22 protein-coding genes are annotated in these 20514 nt (G+C 70.9%); 17 read left to right on the forward strand and 5 right to left on the reverse strand.

The genetic code is table 11. The annotated features are described in order from the left end of the window. Window positions 1-16 precede the first annotated feature (16 nt). From ACZ6S5_RS31030 to ACZ6S5_RS31095, 14 genes are all read left to right on the forward strand, one after another. Window positions 17-1306, forward strand: coding sequence for a serine hydroxymethyltransferase (locus ACZ6S5_RS31030; protein ID WP_466005783.1), 1290 nt, complete (start codon window positions 17-19; stop codon window positions 1304-1306). Further along, window positions 1299-1730 (forward strand): hypothetical protein, encoded by a 432-nt coding sequence (locus ACZ6S5_RS31035; RefSeq protein ID WP_466005784.1) that lies wholly within the window; start codon window positions 1299-1301, stop codon window positions 1728-1730. The genes ACZ6S5_RS31030 and ACZ6S5_RS31035 overlap by 8 nt, the downstream gene beginning before the upstream one ends. Before the next feature lie 174 nt (window positions 1731-1904). Next, the gene (locus ACZ6S5_RS31040) at window positions 1905-2141 is read left to right on the forward strand and encodes an AtpZ/AtpI family protein (protein ID WP_254335187.1); all 237 of its coding nucleotides are present in this window, start codon (window positions 1905-1907) and stop codon (window positions 2139-2141) included. Window positions 2142-2152: 11 nt separating this feature from the next. Then, entirely contained in the window at window positions 2153-2950 is a 798-nt protein-coding gene (atpB, locus tag ACZ6S5_RS31045; protein WP_466005785.1) for a F0F1 ATP synthase subunit A, read from the forward strand. Between the two features lie 70 nt (window positions 2951-3020). Beyond that, window positions 3021-3257, forward strand: a complete 237-nt coding sequence (locus ACZ6S5_RS31050; protein ID WP_073834637.1) for an ATP synthase F0 subunit C — start codon at window positions 3021-3023, stop codon at window positions 3255-3257. 27 nt (window positions 3258-3284) lie between these two features. Next, on the forward strand, window positions 3285-3824 hold the full coding sequence (locus ACZ6S5_RS31055; RefSeq protein ID WP_466005786.1) for a F0F1 ATP synthase subunit B: 540 nt from the start codon (window positions 3285-3287) through the stop codon (window positions 3822-3824). Continuing rightward, window positions 3824-4645, forward strand: coding sequence for a F0F1 ATP synthase subunit delta (locus ACZ6S5_RS31060; RefSeq protein WP_466005787.1), 822 nt, complete (start codon window positions 3824-3826; stop codon window positions 4643-4645). The genes ACZ6S5_RS31055 and ACZ6S5_RS31060 overlap by 1 nt, the downstream gene beginning before the upstream one ends. Window positions 4646-4731: 86 nt before the next feature. Next, the gene (atpA, locus tag ACZ6S5_RS31065) at window positions 4732-6384 is read left to right on the forward strand and encodes a F0F1 ATP synthase subunit alpha (protein WP_466005788.1); all 1653 of its coding nucleotides are present in this window, start codon (window positions 4732-4734) and stop codon (window positions 6382-6384) included. 2 nt (window positions 6385-6386) lie between these two features. Beyond that, a complete protein-coding gene (locus ACZ6S5_RS31070) occupies window positions 6387-7316 on the forward strand; it encodes a F0F1 ATP synthase subunit gamma (protein WP_302772114.1) in 930 nt (309 codons plus the stop codon). Continuing rightward, window positions 7316-8752, forward strand: coding sequence for a F0F1 ATP synthase subunit beta (gene atpD / locus ACZ6S5_RS31075; protein ID WP_302772115.1), 1437 nt, complete (start codon window positions 7316-7318; stop codon window positions 8750-8752). The genes ACZ6S5_RS31070 and atpD overlap by 1 nt, the downstream gene beginning before the upstream one ends. Before the next feature lie 217 nt (window positions 8753-8969). Beyond that, a complete protein-coding gene (locus tag ACZ6S5_RS31080) occupies window positions 8970-10112 on the forward strand; it encodes an LCP family protein (protein ID WP_466005799.1) in 1143 nt (380 codons plus the stop codon). A gap of 136 nt (window positions 10113-10248) precedes the next feature. Further along, on the forward strand, window positions 10249-10527 hold the full coding sequence (locus ACZ6S5_RS31085) for a F0F1 ATP synthase subunit epsilon (RefSeq protein WP_091347289.1): 279 nt from the start codon (window positions 10249-10251) through the stop codon (window positions 10525-10527). A gap of 12 nt (window positions 10528-10539) precedes the next feature. After that, window positions 10540-10995: a DUF2550 domain-containing protein gene (locus ACZ6S5_RS31090; RefSeq protein WP_466005789.1), complete on the forward strand. Its 456-nt coding sequence runs from the start codon at window positions 10540-10542 to the stop codon at window positions 10993-10995. A 552-nt stretch (window positions 10996-11547) separates the two neighbouring features. After that, the gene (locus ACZ6S5_RS31095; RefSeq protein WP_466005790.1) at window positions 11548-12138 is read left to right on the forward strand and encodes a hypothetical protein; all 591 of its coding nucleotides are present in this window, start codon (window positions 11548-11550) and stop codon (window positions 12136-12138) included. Window positions 12139-12230: 92 nt separating this feature from the next. Here the strand turns inward: ACZ6S5_RS31095 and ACZ6S5_RS31100 are convergent, their stop codons facing one another. Together ACZ6S5_RS31100 and ACZ6S5_RS31105 are read right to left on the reverse strand one after the other, a co-directional pair. Beyond that, window positions 12231-12650 (reverse strand): VOC family protein, encoded by a 420-nt coding sequence (locus ACZ6S5_RS31100; protein ID WP_466005791.1) that lies wholly within the window; start codon window positions 12648-12650, stop codon window positions 12231-12233. Continuing rightward, a complete protein-coding gene (locus ACZ6S5_RS31105) occupies window positions 12626-13198 on the reverse strand; it encodes a cob(I)yrinic acid a,c-diamide adenosyltransferase (protein WP_466005792.1) in 573 nt (190 codons plus the stop codon). The genes ACZ6S5_RS31100 and ACZ6S5_RS31105 overlap by 25 nt, the downstream gene beginning before the upstream one ends. Between ACZ6S5_RS31105 and murA the strand changes: the two genes are divergently transcribed. Then, window positions 13197-14636: a UDP-N-acetylglucosamine 1-carboxyvinyltransferase gene (murA, locus tag ACZ6S5_RS31110; protein ID WP_466005793.1), complete on the forward strand. Its 1440-nt coding sequence runs from the start codon at window positions 13197-13199 to the stop codon at window positions 14634-14636. The genes ACZ6S5_RS31105 and murA overlap by 2 nt on opposite strands. Window positions 14637-14715: 79 nt before the next feature. After that, window positions 14716-15564, forward strand: a complete 849-nt coding sequence (locus ACZ6S5_RS31115) for a 3-hydroxyacyl-CoA dehydrogenase family protein (RefSeq protein WP_466005794.1) — start codon at window positions 14716-14718, stop codon at window positions 15562-15564. Window positions 15565-15690: 126 nt separating this feature from the next. Here the strand turns inward: ACZ6S5_RS31115 and ACZ6S5_RS31120 are convergent, their stop codons facing one another. From ACZ6S5_RS31120 to ACZ6S5_RS31130, 3 genes are read right to left on the reverse strand one after another with little or no spacing between them, the layout of a single operon-like run. Next, the gene (locus tag ACZ6S5_RS31120; RefSeq protein ID WP_466005795.1) at window positions 15691-16494 is read right to left on the reverse strand and encodes an alpha/beta hydrolase; all 804 of its coding nucleotides are present in this window, start codon (window positions 16492-16494) and stop codon (window positions 15691-15693) included. A 57-nt stretch (window positions 16495-16551) separates the two neighbouring features. Further along, window positions 16552-17397 carry an ABC transporter permease gene (locus ACZ6S5_RS31125; protein WP_466005796.1) on the reverse strand — a complete coding sequence of 282 codons (846 nt, stop codon included), beginning with the start codon at window positions 17395-17397 and terminating at the stop codon, window positions 16552-16554. After that, complete coding sequence (locus ACZ6S5_RS31130) at window positions 17397-18242, reverse strand: ABC transporter ATP-binding protein (protein ID WP_466005797.1); 846 nt, start codon at window positions 18240-18242, stop codon at window positions 17397-17399. The genes ACZ6S5_RS31125 and ACZ6S5_RS31130 overlap by 1 nt, the downstream gene beginning before the upstream one ends. Before the next feature lie 166 nt (window positions 18243-18408). Between ACZ6S5_RS31130 and ACZ6S5_RS31135 the strand changes: the two genes are divergently transcribed. Continuing rightward, entirely contained in the window at window positions 18409-20415 is a 2007-nt protein-coding gene (locus ACZ6S5_RS31135) for a protein meaA (RefSeq protein ID WP_466005800.1), read from the forward strand. Window positions 20416-20514 lie beyond the last annotated feature (99 nt).

The raw sequence follows: 20514 nt of genomic DNA on the forward strand, positions 1-20514 counted from the left end.
CGTAGACTCCTTCGCTGTGGAGAACGCGAGGGACACCTTCTGGGGGCCGGACTTCCAGCAGCTCAGCACCGTCGACCCGGAGATCGCCGGGGTGGTGCTGGGAGAGCTGGACCGGCTGCGCGGCGGCCTGCAGCTGATTGCCAGCGAGAACCTCACCTCCCCGGCGGTGCTCGCCGCCCTCGGCTCCACGCTCACCAACAAGTACGCCGAGGGCTATCCGGGCCGGCGCTACTACGGTGGCTGCGCCGAGGTGGACCGGGCCGAGGAGATCGGCATCGCCCGGGCGAAGGAGCTGTTCGGGGCCGAGCACGCCAACCTCCAGCCGCACTCCGGCGCCAGCGCCAACCTGGCCGCGTACGCCGCCCTGGTGCAGCCGGGCGACACCGTGCTGGCGATGGACCTGCCGCACGGTGGCCACCTGACCCACGGCAGCCGGGTGAACTTCTCCGGCAAGTGGTTCCACACCGTCGGCTACACCGTCCGCCGGGACACCGAGCTGATCGACTACGACGAGGTGCGTGACCTGGCCCGGGCACACCGGCCGAAGATGATCATCTGTGGTGCGACGGCGTACCCCCGGCTGATCGACTTCGCCCGGTTCCGGGAGATCGCCGACGAGGTCGAGGCGTACCTGATGGTGGACGCCGCCCACTTCATCGGGCTGGTCGCCGGGCGGGCCATCCCGTCCCCGGTGCCGTACGCCGACGTCGTCTGCGCCACCACCCACAAGGTGCTGCGCGGCCCGCGCGGCGGCATGATCCTCTGCCGCGAGTCGCTGGCCGCCCGGATCGACAAGGCGGTCTTCCCGTTCACGCAGGGCGGTCCGCTGATGCACGCCGTCGCGGCCAAGGCGGTCGCCCTGCGCGAGGCCGCCCAGCCCGAGTTCCGGGCGTACGCCTCCCAGGTGGTCAGCAACGCCCAGGCGCTCGCCGACGGGCTGGCCGCGGAGGGGATGCGGCCGGTCTCCGGCGGCACCGACACCCACCTGGCCCTGATCGACCTGCGCGAGGTGGGGGTGACCGGCGCGGACGCCGAGGCGCGCTGCGACGCCGCGGGCATCACCCTGAACAAGAACGCGATCCCGTACGACCCGCAGAAGCCGATGGTCGCCTCCGGCGTCCGGGTGGGCACCCCGAGCGTCACCACCCAGGGCATGCGCGAGGGGGAGATGCGTCGGATCGCCGCGCTGATCGCCCGGGCCGTCCGGACGGATCCGGAGTCAACCGGGGGCGCGGACGAGTCGACCCGGATCGCCGCCGACGTGACCGAGCTGGTCACCGCCTTCCCGGCGTACCCCCGTGGCTGACCCCGGGACGCGCGCGGCGGAGGCGGCCGCGGACCGTGGCTGGCGGCTGCGGCACCTGCCGGTGCTGCTCGTCGCGTCGGTCGTGCTGGCCGCCGTGGCGGCGGTGGTCGGCGGGACGCTCCGGGGGGCGGACGGCGCGCTCGGCGCGGCGGCCGGCGTGGCCGTCACCGCGGCGAGCTACACGCTCACCACGGTCGTGCTGGCCTGGGCCGACGCCCGGGACCCGCAGCTCGTGCTCCCCTTCGGGCTCGGCCTCTATCTCGCCAAGATGACCCTGCTCGGCGGGGTGATGGTGCTGGTGGCGGCGAGTGGTTGGCCGGGACTGATCCCGTTCTGCCTCGGCATCGCGGCGGGTGTGCTGATCTGGACCGGGGTGCACATCTGGTGGCTGGCCACGGTGCACGCGCGGCGCGTCCACAACTGACTGATCCCATCCTTCGGACGGCGCGCCGGTCTGTCCGCGATCGGTCATTCTCTCAGTGGCGACGGAGGAGTAGCGTGCCTCCAGACGACTTCGCCCGCCCGTGTCCCACACAACCAGGTTGTGCGGGGGGTGAGGCACAGCCTCGTCTCCTCGACTGATATCGTTCGCCCCGTCATGGCCGGTGACCAGAAACCCCCCAGCGCTGGCGGCCCGGGCGACACTCCGTCCGGTGCCGGTCAGGGTTGGACCGCGCTCTCGTACCTCATCGGGGGCATGCTCGTCTGGGGTTTCATCGGCTGGCTGGTCGACCAGTGGCTCGACACCGGGGGCATCGCCACCGGGATCGGGGTCGTGCTCGGCATGGCCGGGGGGATCATCCTGGTCGTCCGCCGACTGGGCACGCCTACTTAGGAAGGGACGCGGTGTTCGGACAGGCGAACGTCCTGGCAGCGGGCCAGGCGGAATTCCCACCCAGTGTGGAGGACTTCTACCTGCCCAGCATCCTGCCCTGGGGTGCGCACGACAACTTCTGGTTCACCAAGATCACGGCCATGGTCTGGATTGCCGTCGGCGTCCTGATCATCTTCTTCCTGGCCAGCTACCGGAACCCGAAGCTGGTGCCGACGAAGAAGCAGTGGTTCGCCGAGTCGATCTACGGCTTCGTGCGGAACAACATCGCGGTCGACATGATCGGGCACGCGGGCGTGCGGTTCGCGCCGTACTTCACCACGCTCTTCTGCTTCATCCTGCTGACGAACGCGTTCGCGATCATCCCGTTCTTCCAGATCTCGCCGAACTCGCACATCGCCTTTCCGGCGTTCCTCGCCGTGATCAGCTACGTGATGTTCAACTGGATCGGCATCCGGCACCACGGCTTCGTGAAGTACTTCAAGAACTCCCTGATCCCGCCGGCGCCCTGGTACATCCTGCCGCTGCTGATCCCGATCGAGTTCTTCTCGACCTTCCTGGTCCGGCCGTTCTCGCTGGCCGTCCGTCTCTTCGCGAACATGTTCGCCGGCCACATGCTCCTGCTGGTCTTCACGCTCGGTGGCTTCGCCATGATCAGCGCCAACGCCTGGCTGGCGCCGGTCTCGGTGCTGTCCTGGGTGATGACGATCGCGCTGACCTTCCTCGAGTTCCTGGTGATCGTCCTGCAGGCCTACGTCTTCACGGTGCTGACCGCCAGCTACGTGCAGGGCGCCCTCGCCGACGAGCACTGATCCACTCTTTCGCACCAACAGTTGTCGTCCCGCGTGACCGTCACGCGTGATAACCAGGAGGAACCAACCAATGGACGTTCTCGCCGCGGTTTCCGGCAGCACCGCCGCCATCGGCTACGGCCTCGCGGCCATCGGCCCGGGTATCGGCGTCGGTCTGGTCTTCTCGGCCTACATCCAGTCGACCGCCCGCCAGCCGGAGTCGTCCCGCATGACCCTGCCGTACGTCTGGATCGGCTTCGCCGTCATCGAGGCCCTGGCGCTGCTGGGCATCGCGTTCGGCTTCATCTGGCAGGGCACCCTCTCCTGATCCCGCCCTTAGACCGGGAGGTTTTCCATGTACTTCCTCGCCGCTGAGGGTGGTGAGACGACCCACAACCCGATCATTCCGGCCTGGCAGGAGATCGTGGTCGGTGGGATCGCCTTCATCCTGCTCTGCATCGTGCTGATGAAGTTCGTCTTCCCGCGCATGGAGCAGACGTTCCAGGCCCGGGTCGACGCGATCGAGGGCGGCATCAAGCGCGCCGAGGCCGCCCAGGCCGAGGCGAACCAGCTGCTCGAGCAGTACCGGGCCCAGCTCGCGGAGGCGCGTACCGACGCCGCCAAGATCCGCGACGACGCCCGGGCCGACGCCGAGGGCATCCGGCAGGACATCCTCGCCAAGGCGCGCGAGGAGTCCGACCGGATCATCGCGGCCGGCAAGGACCAGCTCGCCGCCGAGCGGGCCACCATCGTGCGCGAGCTGCGTACCGAGGTCGGCACCATCGCGGTGGACCTGGCCAGCAAGATCGTCGGTGAGTCGCTCGCCGACGAGGCGCGTCGCAAGGGCACCGTGGACCGGTTCCTGAGCGGTCTCGAGAGCACGGGGGCCCGCTGATGCAGGCCGCCAGCCGGGAGTCGTACAAGGTCGCGGCCGAGCGCCTCGACGCGTACGCCCGCGGCGCGGAGCCGTCGGCGGTGGCCTCCACCGCCGGCGACATCCTCTCCGTCGCCGCCCTGCTGCGGCGTGAGCCGCGGCTGCGCCGGGCGCTGTCGGACCCGGCCCGTTCGGGTGAGGACCGCGCCGGACTGCTGAACGCGATCCTCGCCGGCAAGGTCGGCGCGGACGCGCTCGACCTGCTGACCGCGCTGGCCTCCGGCCGCTGGTCGGCCGCGTCGGAACTGCTCGACGGTGCCGAGCGGCTGGGCGTCGAGGCGCTCCTCGCGAGCGCCGACAAGGCCGGTGAGCTGGGCGAGGTCGAGGACGAGCTGTTCCGCTTCGGGCAGGTCGTCTCCGGCTCCTCGGAGCTGTCCAACGCCCTGTCCGACCCGATGGCCCCGGCCGAGCGGCGGGCCACCCTGGCCGACCAGCTGCTCTCCGGCAAGGCCCGGCCGGTCACCGTCCGCCTCGTCGAGGCCGCGCTGGCCGGATTCGGGGGACGCTCCTTCATCGGGGCGCTCACCCGGCTGGTCGAGCTGGCCGCCGACCGGCGGGACCGTCAGGTCGCGTACGTGACCGTGGCGGCCCCGCTGAGTGACGAGGAGGAGCGACGCCTCGGTGCCCGCCTCTCCGAGATGTACGGTCGAGAGGTTTCCGTCAAGCAGACGGTGAACCCCGAGGTGCTCGGTGGGGTGAGCGTGCGGGTCGGCTCCGACCTGTACGACGGCACCGTCCTGCGCCGCCTCAACGAGACCCGCAACGCGCTCGCGAAGCGCTGACCAGCGTCTTAGCAGCCCTGATTCGACGCCATCGGACCGGTCGGTACTAGGTATCCCCGGGCCCCTGATACTTAAGGAAGCAGAGGATGGCCGAGCTGACCATCTCGACGGAGGAGATCCGCGGCGCCCTGGAGCGCTACGTCTCCTCCTACACGGCCGACGTCTCCCGTGAGGAGGTCGGCACCGTCGCCGACGCCGGCGACGGCATCGCCCACGTCGAGGGTCTGCCCTCGACCATGACCAACGAGCTCCTGGAGTTCGAGGACGGCACGCTCGGCGTGGCGCTGAACCTCGACGTCCGGGAGATCGGTGTCGTCGTCCTCGGTGACTACGGCGGGATCGAAGAGGGGCAGCGGGTCAAGCGGACCGAGCGGGTGCTCTCCGTCCCGGTCGGCGACGCCTTCCTGGGCCGCGTGGTCAACGCGCTCGGCCAGCCGATCGACGGCCTCGGCGACATCGCCAACGAGGGCTACCGCGAGCTGGAGCTGCAGGCTCCGAACGTGATGGCCCGGCAGTCGGTCTTCGAGCCGATGCAGACCGGCATCAAGGCCGTCGACGCGATGACCCCGATCGGGCGCGGCCAGCGTCAGCTGATCATCGGTGACCGGAAGACCGGCAAGACCACGGTCGCCCTGGACACCATCCTCAACCAGCGGGACAACTGGCGCTCCGGCGACCCGACGAAGCAGGTCCGCTGCATCTACGTCGCCATCGGCCAGAAGGCCTCCACCATCGCCTCGATCAAGGGGACGCTGGAGGAGGCCGGCGCGATGGAGTACACCACCATCGTCGCCTCCCCGGCCTCGGACCCGGCCGGCTTCAAGTACCTCGCCCCGTACACCGGCTCGTCCATCGGCCAGCACTGGATGTACGGCGGCAAGCACGTCCTGATCGTCTTCGACGACCTGAGCAAGCAGGCCGAGGCGTACCGGGCCGTGTCGCTGCTGCTGCGCCGCCCGCCGGGCCGCGAGGCCTACCCGGGTGACGTCTTCTACCTGCACTCCCGGCTGCTGGAGCGCTGCGCCAAGCTCTCCGACGAGCTGGGCGGCGGCTCGATGACCGGTCTGCCGATCATCGAGACCAAGGCGAACGACATCTCGGCGTTCATCCCGACCAACGTCATCTCCATCACCGACGGCCAGATCTTCCTGGAGACCGACCTGTTCAACCAGGGCGTCCGGCCGGCCATCAACGTCGGCACCTCGGTCTCCCGCGTCGGAGGCGCCGCGCAGGTGAAGCCGATGAAGAAGGTCGCCGGTTCGCTGCGGCTGAACCTGGCCCAGTTCCGCGAGCTGGAGGCGTTCGCCGCCTTCGCCTCCGACCTGGACAAGGCCTCCCGGGCCCAGCTCGACCGTGGTTCCCGCCTGGTCGAGCTGCTCAAGCAGCCGAACTACTCGCCGTACCCGGTGCAGGAGCAGGTCGTCTCGGTCTGGGCCGGCACCGAGGGCAAGCTGGACGACGTCCCGGTCGGCGAGATCAAGCGCTTCGAGTCGGAGTTCCTGCAGTACCTCCGGCACAAGCACGAGGGTGTCCTGGCCGCGATCGCCGACAACAAGTGGGACGACGACATCATCGGCTCGCTCGACTCGGCCATCACGGAGTTCAAGCAGGTCTTCCTGGGCAAGGAGGACGAGGTCCGGATCAACGAGGCGCCGGCCAAGCCGCTGGAGGGCGAGGAGAACCGCGAGACGGTGACCCGCTTCCGTGAGGGCTCGACCGACCGCCCGGCTGAGAGCTGACGATGGCCGCGCAGGTTCGCGTTCTTCGTCAACGGATCCGCTCGGCGAAGTCGATGAAGAAGATCACCAAGGCGATGGAGCTCGTCGCGACGAGCCGCATCGCCAAGGCCCAGGCCCGGGTGGCGGCGTCGCTGCCGTACGCCCAGGCCATCACCGGGGTGCTCACGGCGCTGGCCTCGAACGCGCGGATCGACCACCCGCTGCTCACCCCGCGGGAGCGGGTGCGGCGGGCGGGCGTCCTGCTGGTCACCAGCGACCGCGGCCTGGCCGGCGGCTACAGCTCCAACGCGATCAAGGCCGCGGAGTCGCTGATCGCCCGGCTGAAGGCGGACGGCAAGGAGCCGGTGCTCTACGTCATCGGCCGCAAGGGCGTGACGTTCTACCGGTTCCGCAACCGGGACATCGCGGGGAGCTGGACCGGCTTCTCCGAGCAGCCGGCCTTCTCCGACGCCCGCGAGGTGGGTGAGACGCTGATCAAGGCGTTCACCGCCGGCGCGGACGACGTGGACGGGCAGGCCGGGGCGGACGGGATCGTCGGCATCGACGAGCTGCACATCGTCTACACCGAGTTCAAGTCCCTGATGACCCAGAACCCGGTCGCGAAGATCATCGGGCCGATGCAGGTCGAGGACCGGCCGCGGTCCGAGGGTCTGCTCCCGGCGTACGAGTTCGAGCCGGAGGCGGAGGCGCTGCTCGACGCGCTGCTGCCGAAGTACATCAACACGCGGATCTACGCGGCGTTGTTGGAGTCGGCGGCCAGCGAGTCGGCGGCTCGGCGGCGGGCGATGAAGAGCGCCACCGACAACGCCGAAGAGATGATCGACAAGTACACGCGTGAGATGAACTCGGCCCGCCAGGCCGGGATCACCCAGGAGATCAGTGAGATCGTCGGCGGCGCGAACGCGCTGGCCGCGGCGGGAAGTGAAGTGTGATGACTGCCCCAGTAGAGACCAAGACGGCCACGGGTCGCGTGGTCCGGGTCATCGGCCCGGTCGTCGACGCCGAGTTCCCGCGCGACGCCATGCCGGACCTGTTCAACGCCCTGCACGTGAACGTGACGCTCTCCGGCGGCGAGAAGACGCTGACCCTCGAGGTCGCCCAGCACCTGGGTGACAACGTGGTCCGCGCCATCTCCATGCAGCCGACCGACGGTCTGGTCCGCGGCACCGAGGTGCGCGACACCGGCTCGCCGATCACCGTGCCGGTGGGCGACGCGGTCAAGGGCCACGTGTTCAACGCGATCGGCGAGGTCCTCAACCTCACCGAGGGCGAGACGCTCGAACCGGACGACCACTGGCAGATCCACCGCAAGGCCCCGGCCTTCGCGGACCTGGAGCCGAAGACCGAGATGCTGGAGACCGGCATCAAGGTCATCGACCTGCTCGCCCCGTACGTCAAGGGCGGCAAGATCGGCCTGTTCGGCGGCGCGGGCGTGGGCAAGACGGTGCTCATCCAGGAGATGATCACCCGGGTGGCCCGGAACTTCGGTGGTACCTCGGTCTTCGCCGGCGTGGGTGAGCGCACCCGTGAGGGCAACGACCTCATCGCCGAGATGACCGAGTCCGGCGTCATCGACAAGACCGCGCTGGTCTACGGCCAGATGGACGAGCCGCCGGGCACCCGGCTGCGGGTCGCCCTCTCCGCGCTGACCATGGCGGAGTACTTCCGCGACGTGAAGAAGCAGGAGGTGCTGCTCTTCATCGACAACATCTTCCGCTTCACCCAGGCCGGTTCCGAGGTCTCCACGCTGCTCGGCCGGATGCCGAGCGCCGTGGGTTACCAGCCGACCCTGGCCGACGAGATGGGCGAGCTCCAGGAGCGGATCACCTCCGTCCGGGGCCAGGCCATCACCTCCATGCAGGCGATCTACGTGCCCGCCGACGACTACACCGACCCGGCGCCGGCCACCACGTTCGCCCACCTGGACGCGACCACCAACCTGGAGCGGTCGATCTCCGACAAGGGCATCTACCCGGCCGTGGACCCGCTGGCGTCCTCGTCCCGGATCCTCGCCGCGGACTTCGTCGGCCAGGAGCACTTCCAGGTGGCCACCGAGGTGAAGCGGATCCTGCAGCGCTACAAGGACCTGCAGGACATCATCGCCATCCTCGGCATCGAGGAGCTCTCCGAGGAAGACAAGATCACCGTGGGCCGGGCCCGCCGGATCGAGCGCTTCCTGTCGCAGAACACCTACGCCGCCGAGCAGTTCACCGGCGTGCCGGGCTCGACGGTCCCGATCAAGGAGACCATCGAGGCGTTCAAGAAGATCAGCGAGGGCGAGTACGACCACTTCCCCGAGCAGGCGTTCTTCATGTGCGGCGGTCTCGAGGACCTCGAGAAGAAGGCCAAGGAGCTGATGGAGAGCTGAGGCTCTCGTCACATCCACTGAGGCCGTCCCGACGAATGTCGGGGCGGCCTCTGCCTGTTCGGGGCTCCCTGTTACCAGATGTTCGTTTTCCCGGCAAGCGGTTCTGGCCACCGCGCGGTACCGTTTCGTGACGCGACGTTCACCTCTTGGATGTGCGTTTCCCGCAACCAAACCGAACCGCGCGCCCGTCTACCAGTCGTGGGCGTGACGATTGGAGCTGCTCGTGGGTAAGGCCGGCACGGACCGCCGTAAGGTGTCCATCTGGCGGGGTGTCCCCCGGTGGGCCCGGGTGTGCACCATCTTCGGGGTCGTCCTGATGGTGCTCAGCGGCAGCGTGCTGGTCGGCTACCACACCCTGGTGGGCCGCTACGAGGGCGCCGTCGGCAAGGCCGACCTCTTCGGCGACCAGGCGGCCGGCGCCAACGAGAAGAAGAGCGACATCAAGGGCCCGCTGAACATCCTGCTGGTCGGCATCGACCCCCGCAAGCCGGAGACCCCGCCGCTGGCGGACTCGATCATGATCCTGCACGTGCCGGCGGGCATGGACCGGGGCTACCTCTTCTCGCTCCCGCGGGACCTGCGGGTGGACATCCCCGAATTCCCCAAGGCCAACTACCGGGGCGGCACCGACAGGCTCAACGCCGCCATGTCCTACGGCAGCCGGGTGCCCGGGCAGAACCCGGATGCCGCACGCGGCTTCGAACTGCTCGCCAAGACCGTCCAGCAGGTCACCGGGATCGAGCGCTTCGACGCGGGCGCGATCATCAACTTCACCGGCTTCAAGAACATCGTCGACGCGATGGGCGGCGTCGACATGTACATCGAGCGCGACGTGAAGTCGGAGCACCGCCAGCCCGATGGCACCATGCGCCAGCTCAGGCCGGGCGGCGGCGGCTACCTCGGCCCGCAGGCCGAGTACAAGAAGGGCAACGCCCACCTCAACGGCTGGCAGGCGCTGGACTACGTCCGGCAGCGCTACCCGAAGAACGGCGTGCCGGACGCCGACTACGGCCGGCAGCGGCACCAGCAGCAGTTCGTCAAGGCGATGGTGAACCAGGCGTTCAGCGCCGACGTGGTGACCAACCCGATCAAGCTCGACCGGGTGCTCCGCGCGGCCGGACACTCGCTGATCTTCAACGGCCGGGGGCACAGCGTGGTCGACTTCGCGCTCGCCCTGAAGGGCATCCGGTCCAGCTCGATCGAGACGATCAAGCTGCCGGGCGGGCCCGTCACCGTCAACGGGGCGTACAAGGGGGAGAAGCTCCAGCCGGCGGCGGAGGACTTCTTCGCGGCGATCCGGAACGAGCAGGTCGACGCCTTCATGCTGGAGCACCCGGACTTCAAGCAGAAGAACAGTTAGTCTGACCGCCAGCGGGCCCCGGCACGCGCCGGGGCCCGCTGGCGTGACCGTGGCGCAGCTCTCGCCACCCGCGTTGGGGCGTACCGAGGGCCGCGACTAGACTTTCGGCAATCCGCCGCCGCAGCAAGGAGACAGCGTGGCACAGCAGCTTCACGTCGAGCTCGTAGCCGTCGAGGAGAAGGTCTGGTCGGGCGAGGCCGAGATGGTCGTCGCCCGGACGACCGAGGGTGAGCTGGGTGTGCTGCCGGGGCACGCGCCGCTGCTCGGCCAGCTCGCGGAGCCCAGCCAGGTACGCATCAAGCAGGCCGGCGGCCAGCAGCTCGCGTACGACGTCGCCGGCGGCTTCCTGTCGGTGACCGGTGAGGGCGTCACCGTCCTCGCCGAGAGCGCCACCCCCGCCACTCCGGCGCGCTGAGCCGACCCGCCGATGGAGATCGTGGAAGGGATCGGAATCGGCGTCGCGGTCGTGCTCGCCGCGCTCCTGATCCTCTTCCTCCGGCGGGCCGTGTTCACCCGCAGCGGAGGCATCATCCGGCTCAGTGTCCGGGTCTCCACGATTCTCGACGGCCGAGGCTGGTCTCCCGGCTTCGGCCGTTTCGTCGGCGACGAGCTCCGCTGGTACCGCATGTTCAGCTTCGCCCTGCGCCCCAAGCGGGTGCTCTCCCGCAAAGGGCTCGCCGTGGAGCGCCGGCGGCTGCCCGAGGGGCAGGAACGGCTCTCCATGCCGGCCGACTGGGTGATCCTCCGCTGTACCAGCCACCATGCTCCGGTCGAGATCGCCATGGCGCGATCCACGGTGACCGGCTTCCTCTCCTGGCTCGAGGCCGCCCCGCCCGGGGCGGCCTCGCCACGTCTGGCCTCCCAGGACTGGCCAGCCGCCTGACCGTGCCGGCCACGCCAGGTCCCCGAAGCGGGGTGTCCGGGGGCGCCGAAGACGCCATCTCGGCAATGTCGGGTTACCGCCTCTTGCCGCAGCACGAGTGGATCAAGGCCGGCCGGCCCAAGGCGGCGAAGTCCTGGCCCTGGGACTACTGGATAGCGCGTGCGGTTTGTCCGGTTATGGGCTGGCTGGGTGCGGTGGGTTCCACTGACGGGCCGGGTGGGTGAGCGGCCTGGTCGCCGGTGGGGTGTGGTGTCCGGTTTGGGGGTGTGACCGGGGGCATCCGGGGGTCGGAATGGTGGCCGGGCCGGGGTCGTTGAACACGGGTGAACGGCCGAGGAAGACCGCCCCGCCCGACGGGGTGACGGGCCCCCGGGAATGGTGGTGGGCCGCCGGTCGTTACACATGGTCCCGGCGCCGCGAAGCGGCCAAGCCCCGCGAGCGTCGGATCCCTCCGCAAGACTTTCCCCCTTGTTTGAGCGCCTGACGGTGCTTGCGCGCCCGCCGACCCCCCCGTCGGCGTGTGGTGTGCCAACCCCCGAATGGAGCTTTCCCATGAACACGATCATTCGTAAGAGCGTTCTTGGTGTTGCTGGTCTGGCCTTCACCGGTGGTGTGTTCGCCGGTCCGATCGCCGCCCACGCCGAGGCCCGTCCCGTGGAGGGCAAGCCGGTCGCGGTCGCCGTGCAGGCGGACAAGCCGGACACCGGCAAGCTGATCCCGCATGGTGTGCAGGGCACCCAGTCGAAGATCACCCTGAACGGCGAGCAGGTGGCGAACGTGAAGGCGATCATCGCCGCGACGAAGAAGGCGGGTCTGCCGGAGCGGGCCGCGGTCATCTCGATCGCCACGTCGCTGCAGGAGTCGAAGCTGGAGAACCTGGGCCACCTCGGCGACCAGAATGACCACGACTCGCTGGGCCTGTTCCAGCAGCGCCCCTCCAGTGGTTGGGGTACGCCGGAGCAGATCACCAACCCCGAGTACGCCACCCTCGCGTTCGAGAAGGGCCTCAAGCAGGTCGACGGCTGGCAGGACATGCCGCTGACCCAGGCCGCGCAGACCGTGCAGGTGTCGGCCTACCCGGACGCCTACGCCCAGTGGGAGCAGCAGGCCGCCGACCTGGTCGCCCAGCACTGGAACAGCTGACCCACACCCGCAACGCTGGCCGGCACCCCGACAGGGGCGCCGGCCAGCGGCGTCTCCGGAGCGTCGCGCCCGATCCACGCGTACGCCCCCGTTCAGTCGAGAGTGGCGACCAGTTCGACCTCGTAGCCCTGCCCGTCAGTGAGATAGGCGGCGTACGTCCGGGGGCCGCCGGCGTGCGGGTGGCGGTCCGGGAAGAGCAGTTCCCACCCGTGTTCCGGCGCGGCCTCGACCAGCCGGTCCACGGCGGCCGGCGGGCCGGCGTGGAAGGCCAGGTGGTTGAGGCCCGGGGCGAGCCGGTCGTGCACCCGTCCGCTGAGCGCCGGGGACTCCTCCATGACCAGGTAGGTGGGGCCGAGCCGCCAGGAGCGGCCGGCGGGCCAGTCCTGGTACGGCGTCCAACCCAACTCGCCGAGAAGCCAGCCCCAGCTACGCGTGGCGGCGGCGAGATCGGGCACCCAGACCTCGACGTGGTGCAGCGCGCCGGCGGTCAGCGCTTCCCGCCCGGCACCCATAGCACATCTCCGTCCGGATTTGCCGTTCTTGACAGGATAAAGAGCAGATCGGAGAGCCGGTTGAGATACTTGGCCGGGAGAGGGCTGGTCCGGTCCGGGTCGTGCGCGACCAGGGCCCACGCCGCACGCTCGGCGCGCCGAGCGGTCGTCCGTGCCACGTGCAGCAGTGCCGCACCAGCGGTGCCGCCGGGGAGGATGAAGGAGTCGAGCTTGCTCAGGCGCGCGTTGTACTCGTCGCACCAGCCCTCGAGGCGCTCGACGTACTCCTCGGTGACCCGCAGCGGCGGGTACTTCGGGTCCGGCTCCACCGGGGTCGCCAGGTCTGCGCCGACGTCGAACATGTCGTTCTGGATCGACTCCAGCACCGCCCGCAGCTCGTCGGAGAGCTGCCCCAGGGCGAGCGCCACGCCGATCGCGGCGTTGCACTCGTCCACGTCCGCGTACGCGGCGATCCGTGGATCGGTCTTCGGCACCTGCTCGTTGTTGCTCAGCCTGGTCATGCCGGCGTCGCCGGCCTTGGTGTAGATGCGCGTGAGGTGGACGGCCATGACGCACAGCCTACGGATACCGGACCTGACCATCCCGGCGCGTCCGGGCCAGACCGGCTGGCCGGCCGGGGTCGGCCCGGGTGACGCCGGCGACCCGGCGGTCAACGACGTCGACGTCATCCGGGTGCCCGGCGAGGCCCGGTTGGCTGGCACCGTGCACGTGGTCGGGGCGAAGAACTCCGCCCTCAAACTGATGGCCGCCGCGCTGCTGGCACCCGGCGGCAGCGTGATCACCAACGTCCCGCGGATCACCGACATCGCGATCATGGGGGAGGTGCTCCGCCGGCTCGGCTGCGGCGTACGGTTCGCCGCCGACGACCCGGTCGACCCGATGGTGGCCCGCGGTGGGGTCGAACGATCCCGGTCGGTCGTCATCGACGTGCCGGAGCAGCCCGGCGCGGAGGCCGACTACGACCTGGTCCGCCGGCTCCGCGCGTCGATCTGCGTGCTCGGCCCGCTGCTGGCTCGCCGGGGGTACGTGCGGGTGGCCCACCCCGGCGGGGACGCCATCGGCTCGCGTGGCCTGGACATGCACATCGCCGGGCTGGCCCGGATGGGCGCGGAGATCTCCGGTGAGCACGGCTTCGTCATCGCCGAGGCCCCGGACGGGCTGCACGGCGCGGACATCGTGCTGGACTTCCCGAGCGTCGGCGCGACCGAGAACCTGGTCATGGCGGCGGTGCTGGCCCGGGGCACCACGACGATCGACAACGCGGCCCGGGAGCCGGAGATCGTCGACATCTGCTCGATGCTGATCCGGATGGGTGCCCGGATCGAGGGCGAGGGCACCTCCGCCCTGCACATCGTCGGGGTGCCCGAACTGCGCCCGGTCCGGCACGCCACGGTGGGGGACCGGATCGTCGCCGGGACCTGGGCGTTCGCCGCCGCGATGACCCGCGGGGACGTCACCGTGACCGGCATCGAGCCGGCGTACCTGGAGGTCGCGCTGGACAAGCTGGTCTCGGCAGGCGGCCTGGTCGAGACCCGGGCCGGGGCCTTCCGGGTACGGATGGACGACCGCCCCACCGCCGTGGACGTGGTCACCCTGCCGTTCCCGGGCTTCGCCACCGACCTGCTGCCGATGGCTATCGGCCTGGCCGCGGTCAGCGACGGGGCCTCCCTGATCACCGAGAACATCTTCGACGGCCGGTTCATGTTCGCCAACGAGATGATGCGGCTCGGCGCGGACATCCGGACCGACGGCCACCACGCCCTGGTCTGCGGCCGCGACCGGCTCTCCGGCGCCCCGGTCCGGGCCACCGACATCCGGGCCGGGGCTGGCCTGATCATCGCCGGGCTGTGCGCGGACGGGGTCACCGAGGTCTCGCACGTGCACCACGTCGACCGCGGCTACCCGGACTTCGTCGCCGACCTCCAGGCGCTCGGGGTCGCGGTGGAACGCGGCACGGCACCGGAGGAACCGGCCCTGGAGATCTGACCTGGGAGAGGGCTTAGTCGTCGTTCAGGCTCGCCGACTAGGGTGCTGGCAGACACTCAATCAGGCGAGGGAGAAGCAGATGGCGGGTCGACTCGCGGTCGTCGGTGCCGGGCTGATGGGCTCGGGCATCGCCCAGGTGGCGGCGCAGGCGGGCTGGCAGGTGACGCTGCGGGACCTGGACGACGCGGCCACCAAGCGGGGCGTCGACGGCATCCGGAAGTCGCTGGAGAAGTTCGCCGAGAAGGGCAGGATCGAGGCGTCCGAGGTCGAGGCGACCCTCGCCCGGATCACCCCGACCACCGAGCTGGAGGCGGCGGCCGACGCGGACATCGTGGTCGAGGCGGTCTTCGAGAAGATCGAGCTCAAGCACGAGGTCTTCCGCGCGCTGGACAAGATCTGCAAGGCCGACGCCGTGCTGGCCACCAACACCTCGGCCATCCCGGTCACCCAGATCGCCACGGCGACCGAGCGCCCGGAGTCGGTCGTCGGCACCCACTTCTTCTCGCCGGTCCCGATGATGAAGCTCTGCGAGCTGATCCGGGGCTACAAGACGAGCGACGCCACCCTGGCGACCGCGAAGGCGTTCGCCGAGGAGATCGGCAAGACCGTGGTGGTGGTCAACCGGGACATCGCCGGCTTCGTCACCACCCGGCTGATCTGTGCGCTGGCCATGGAGGCGGTCAAGCTGGTCGAGTCCGGGGTGATCTCGGCCGAGGATCTGGACACCGCCTGCAAGCTGGGCTTCGGCCACGCCATGGGCCCGCTGGCCACGGTCGACCTGACCGGCGTGGACGTGCTGCTCAACGCCACGAAGAACATCTACACCGACACCGCCGACGAGAAGTTCTTCCCGCCGGAGCTGCTCCAGCGCATGGCCACCGCCGGCGACCTGGGCCGCAAGACCGGCCAGGGCTTCTACTCGTACTGACGGTCCCGGGCCCTGCGCGTGTCCCCGCGCAGGGCCCGACCGTCCGTCAGCCGCGGGCGCGCGCCTGCGGCTGGCTCGACAGCCCCCACAGCTCCCGGATCACTCCGGTGCCGACGGCGTCGGGGATCAGCTTGCCCGGGGCGGGGTGAGGGCGGCACCCAGCAGGGCGAACGCGTCCGGGATGACGGTGTTCCAGTAGCCGAAGTTGTGCCGGCCGTCGGTCCACTCGGCGCGTACCGGGGGTTCGGGCAGCGCCCGGGCCAGCGCGCGGACGTCTTTGAGGAAGTTGTCCTGCCGGCCGCACCAGAGCCCGACCCGGGTGCCGCGCAGCTTGCGCACGCCGGCGAAGACCTCGTCGCCGGGGCGTACGGCGGGGGAGAGGGCGGCCACCGCGCGCAGCCATCCCGGGTACGCCTCGGCGAGCAGCAGCGCCCCGGCGCCCCCGGTCGACCAGCCCCAGCCGGCTAGCCGGCTGCTGTCGAAGCCGTGCCGGGCGCACCAGGTGGGCACCTCCTCGCGCAGCATCCGCCGCGGGTCGTCGCCGCCGGCCGGGCGCCAGAGCCGGTTGCCGGTGGCCGCGGCGAGCACGAAGGGCGGCGTGCCGCGGCGGACCGCGGCGGTGAGGAAGCGGCCCAACCCGAGCCGGCCGAGGTCCCGGGGCGTGGCCGACGTGCCGTGCAGCACCAGGCAGACCGGCAGCCCGCGGCCATCGCCGTAACCCTCCGGGACGGCGGTCCAGAAGTCCACCTCGCGGCCCCGGGCGCCGGAGGCGATCCGGATCAGCCGCTCGTCGCCGGCCGGCACGTCGGGCCCGGCCGGGTCCGGCTCGGCGCGGGTGAGCTGGCGCGCGGCGAGCCCGCCGACCAGCCCGACGCCGGCCACCCCGGCGGCCGCGGCCAGCAGCATCCGCCGGGTCAGGATGTGTGCCATGCCGGCGAGTGTGCCACCCGCGGCGGCCCCGGGCGCCGGCCCGGCGACCGCCGGGCGTCAGCCGTCGCGTTTGGTGGTCCAGCGGAAGGTGGTCAGGCAGAGGACCAGGCCGATCACGCACCATGCGGCGAGCACCAGGGCGACCTTGCCCAGCTCGAACGAGCCGCCCGGCTCCTGCCCGCCGAAGCTGTCGGGCAGGAAGACCGAGCGCAGCCCCTGGCACATCCACTTGAGCGGGAACAGCGCGGCGACCTGCTGCATCCAGGCCGGCAGGCTGGTGAAGACGAAGAACACCCCGGAGATGAACTGGAGGATCAGCGCCACCGGGGTGACCACGGCGGAGCCGCTGCGCGCGGTCCGGGCCAGCGAGGAGATGGCGATGCCGCACAGGGTGCAGGCGGTGACGCCGAGGACCGCGACCCAGCCGAAGGTCGCCCACTTGACGGCGGTGTCCGGCAGCTTCAGGTCGAACAGCGCCACCGAGACGGCGAGCAGCAGCGCGGTCTCGGCGACCCCGATGGCGACCACCATGATCACCTTGCCGGCGAACCAGACCCACTTCGGCATCGGGGTGCCCCGGTAGCGCTTGAGCACGCCCCGGTCCCGCTCGATCGGGATCCAGATGCCGAGGTTCTGGAAGCTCACCGTCATCAGACCGGTCGCGATCATGCCGGTGATGAAGTACTGCGTGTAGCTGACGCCCGGGGCGATCTCGTCGTTGAAGATGGCGGCGAAGATCAGGATCATGATGATCGGGAAGCCCATCGTGAAGACGACGGACTCCCGGCTGCGCAGGAACTGGGTGATCTCCAACCGGCCCTGGCGCAGGGCCAGGGCGCCCGACCCGAGCCGCCGGGCCGGTGCGGCGGCGACCGGGGCTGCCGGCTTCGTCGTGGTGGTCATCAGTGTCCGATCATCCGCAGGTAGACGTCTTCCAGGGTCGGCCGGGTCACGGTGAGGCCGGGGACCTCGCCGCCGAAGCGCGCGGCCAGCTCGGCCACCAGCGCCGTCGGCGTCGCGGTCTGCGCCGTCTCCGGCGTGCCGTCCGGGGTACGCCAGGAGACCGTCGTGAGACCCTCCTGCCGGTTGCCGAGCCGGTTCGGCGGGGCCACCTCGACCACCCGGCCGGCGGCGATCACGCCCACCCGGTCCGCGAGGGCCTCGGCCTCGTCCAGGTAGTGCGTGGTCAGCACGATGGTGGTGCCGGCGGCGGCCAGGTCGCGGATCAGCTCCCAGAACTCCCGCCGGGCTTCCGGGTCGAAGCCGGTGGTCGGCTCGTCCAGGAAGAGCAGCTCCGGGCGGCCGATGATGCCCAGTGCCACGTCCAGCCGGCGCTTCTGCCCGCCGGAGAGGGTGTGCGTACGGGCCTTGGCCTTGGCGCCCAGCCCGACCCGCTCGATCACCTTGTCGGGGTCGTCGGCCTCGGGGTAGAAGCCGGAGAAGTGCCGGACCACCTCGGCGACGGTCAGCTCGTCGAACTCGCCGGTGCCCTGGAGCACGATGCCGACCCGGGCGCGCCAGCCGGGGTCGGCGTGGGCCGGGTCGGCGCCGAGTACGCGTACCTCGCCAGCGTCGCGCTGCCGGTAGCCCTCGAGGATCTCCACCGTGGTGGTCTTGCCGGCGCCGTTCGGGCCGAGCAGCGCGAACACCTCGCCCCGGTGCACGTCCAGGTCCACGCCCGCCACCGCGACGTTGTCCCCGTACGCCTTGCGCAGCCCCCGTACGGAGATCGCGAGCTCGTCATCCATGACGTCCAGTGTGCGTCCGCGGCGCACCGCGCGGCGGGCCGGGGTGTGGTGGTGTCGCCCATGTCGCGCCGCTCGTGCCCGTCGGTCCGCTCCATGGACCTGTGTGGTTTTCCACAGCCCGTTTTACTGAACGGTAACTTAGACTCCGGCCATGGGTGAGAAGGGCATGGATGAGAAGGCTCCCTCGGGGCGGCTGCCGGAGCGCGACCGGCCCTGGGTGATGCGCACCTACGCCGGGCACTCCTCCGCCGCGGCCACCAACGCGCTCTTTCGCCGCAACCTGGCGAAGGGACAGACCGGGCTCTCCGTCGCCTTCGACCTGCCCACCCAGACCGGATACGACCCGGACCACGAGCTGGCCACCGGCGAGGTGGGCCGGGTGGGCGTGCCGGTGGCACACCTCGGCGACATGCGGGCCCTCTTCGAGGGCATCCCGCTGGCCGAGATGAACACCTCGATGACCATCAACGCACCGGCCATGTGGCTGCTCGGCCTCTACGGCACGGTCGCCGCCGAGCAGGGCGCCGAGCTGGCCCGCTGCGCCGGCACCACCCAGAACGACATCATCAAGGAGTACCTGTCCCGGGGGACGTACATCTTCCCGCCGGCCGCGTCGCTGCGGCTGACCGCGGACGTCATCGCGTACACGCTGCGTGAGATGCCGAAGTGGAACCCGGTCAACATCTGCTCGTACCACCTGCAGGAGGCCGGCGCGACGCCGGTGCAGGAGGTCGGGTTCGCGCTCGCCACCGCGGTCGCGGTGCTCGACACGGTCCGCGACTCCGGCCAGGTGCCCGCCGAGCGGATGGGCGACGTGGTCCAGCGGATCTCCTTCTTCGTCAACGCCGGGGTGCGCTTCGTCGAGGAAATCGCCAAGATGCGCGCGTTCGGCGCGCTCTGGGACGAGATCACCCGCGACCGGTACGGCGTGCAGAACCCGAAGCAGCGCCGCTTCCGATACGGCGTCCAGGTCAACTCGCTCGGCCTCACGGAGGCCCAGCCGGAGAACAACATCCAGCGCATCGTGCTGGAGATGCTCGGCGTCACCCTGTCCCGGGACGCCCGGGCCCGCGCGGTGCAGCTGCCCGCCTGGAACGAGGCGCTCGGCCTGCCCCGCCCGTGGGACCAGCAGTGGTCGCTGCGCATGCAGCAGGTGCTGGCGTACGAGTCGGACCTGCTGGAGTACCCGGACCTCTTCGAGGGGTCGCACGTGATGACCGCGCTGGTCGACGACATCGTCGCCGGGGCCCGGGTCGAGCTGGAGAAGGTGCTGGAGATGGGCGGCGTGGTGGCCGCCGTGGAGACCGGCTACCTGAAGAGCGCCCTGGTCGCCTCGCTCGCCGACCGCCGCCGGCGGATGGAGGCCGGCACCGACGTGGTGGTCGGCGTCAACAGGTTCACCGAGACCGAGCCGTCGCCGCTGACCGCGGCCGGTGCCGAGGCGATCGAGCAGGTCGACCCGGCGGTCGAGACGGCCGCCGCCGACGCCGTACGCGAGTGGCGGGCCGGTCGGGACGCGGCGGCCGCGGACGCGGCCCTGGCCCGGCTCCGCGCGGACGCCGCGACCACGGCGAACCTGATGCCCGCGACGCTGGCCTGCGTGCGGGCCGGGGTCACCACCGGCGAGTGGGCCGGCGCGTTGCGCCAGGTCTTCGGCGAGTACCGGGCCCCGACGGGCCTCGCCGGCGCGGCCGGGGCCGGTGGCGACGCGGGTCTCGCGACGGTCCGGGAGCGGGTCGCCGCCACCGCGCGGGAGCTGGGCAGCGGGCGGCTGCGACTGCTGGTCGGCAAGCCCGGCCTGGACGGGCACTCCAACGGCGCCGAGCAGATCGCGGTACGCGCCCGCGACGCCGGCTTCGAAGTGGTCTACCAGGGCATCCGGCTGACCGCCGCGCAGATCGTGGCCGCCGCCGTCGAGGAGGACGTCGACCTCGTCGGCCTCTCGGTGCTCTCCGGCTCGCATCTGGCTGCGGTGCCGGCGGTGCTGGACGGGCTGCGCGCCGCCGGGCGGGCCGACCTGCCGGTGGTGGTCGGCGGGATCATCCCGAGCGTCGACGCGGAGGCGCTCCGGGCCGCCGGGGTGGCCCGGGTCTTCACCCCGAAGGACTTCGCGCTCACCGGCATCATCGACGAGCTGGTGACGGTGATCCGCGAGGCCAACGGCCTGTCCTGACGAGCGTCGGGGGGGGGGGGGGGGGGGGGGGGGGGGGGGGGGGGGGGGGGGGGGGGGGGGGGGGGGGGGGGGGGGGGGGGGGGGGGGGGGGGGGGGGGG

Source organism: Micromonospora sp. NPDC051924 (assembly GCF_055586005.1).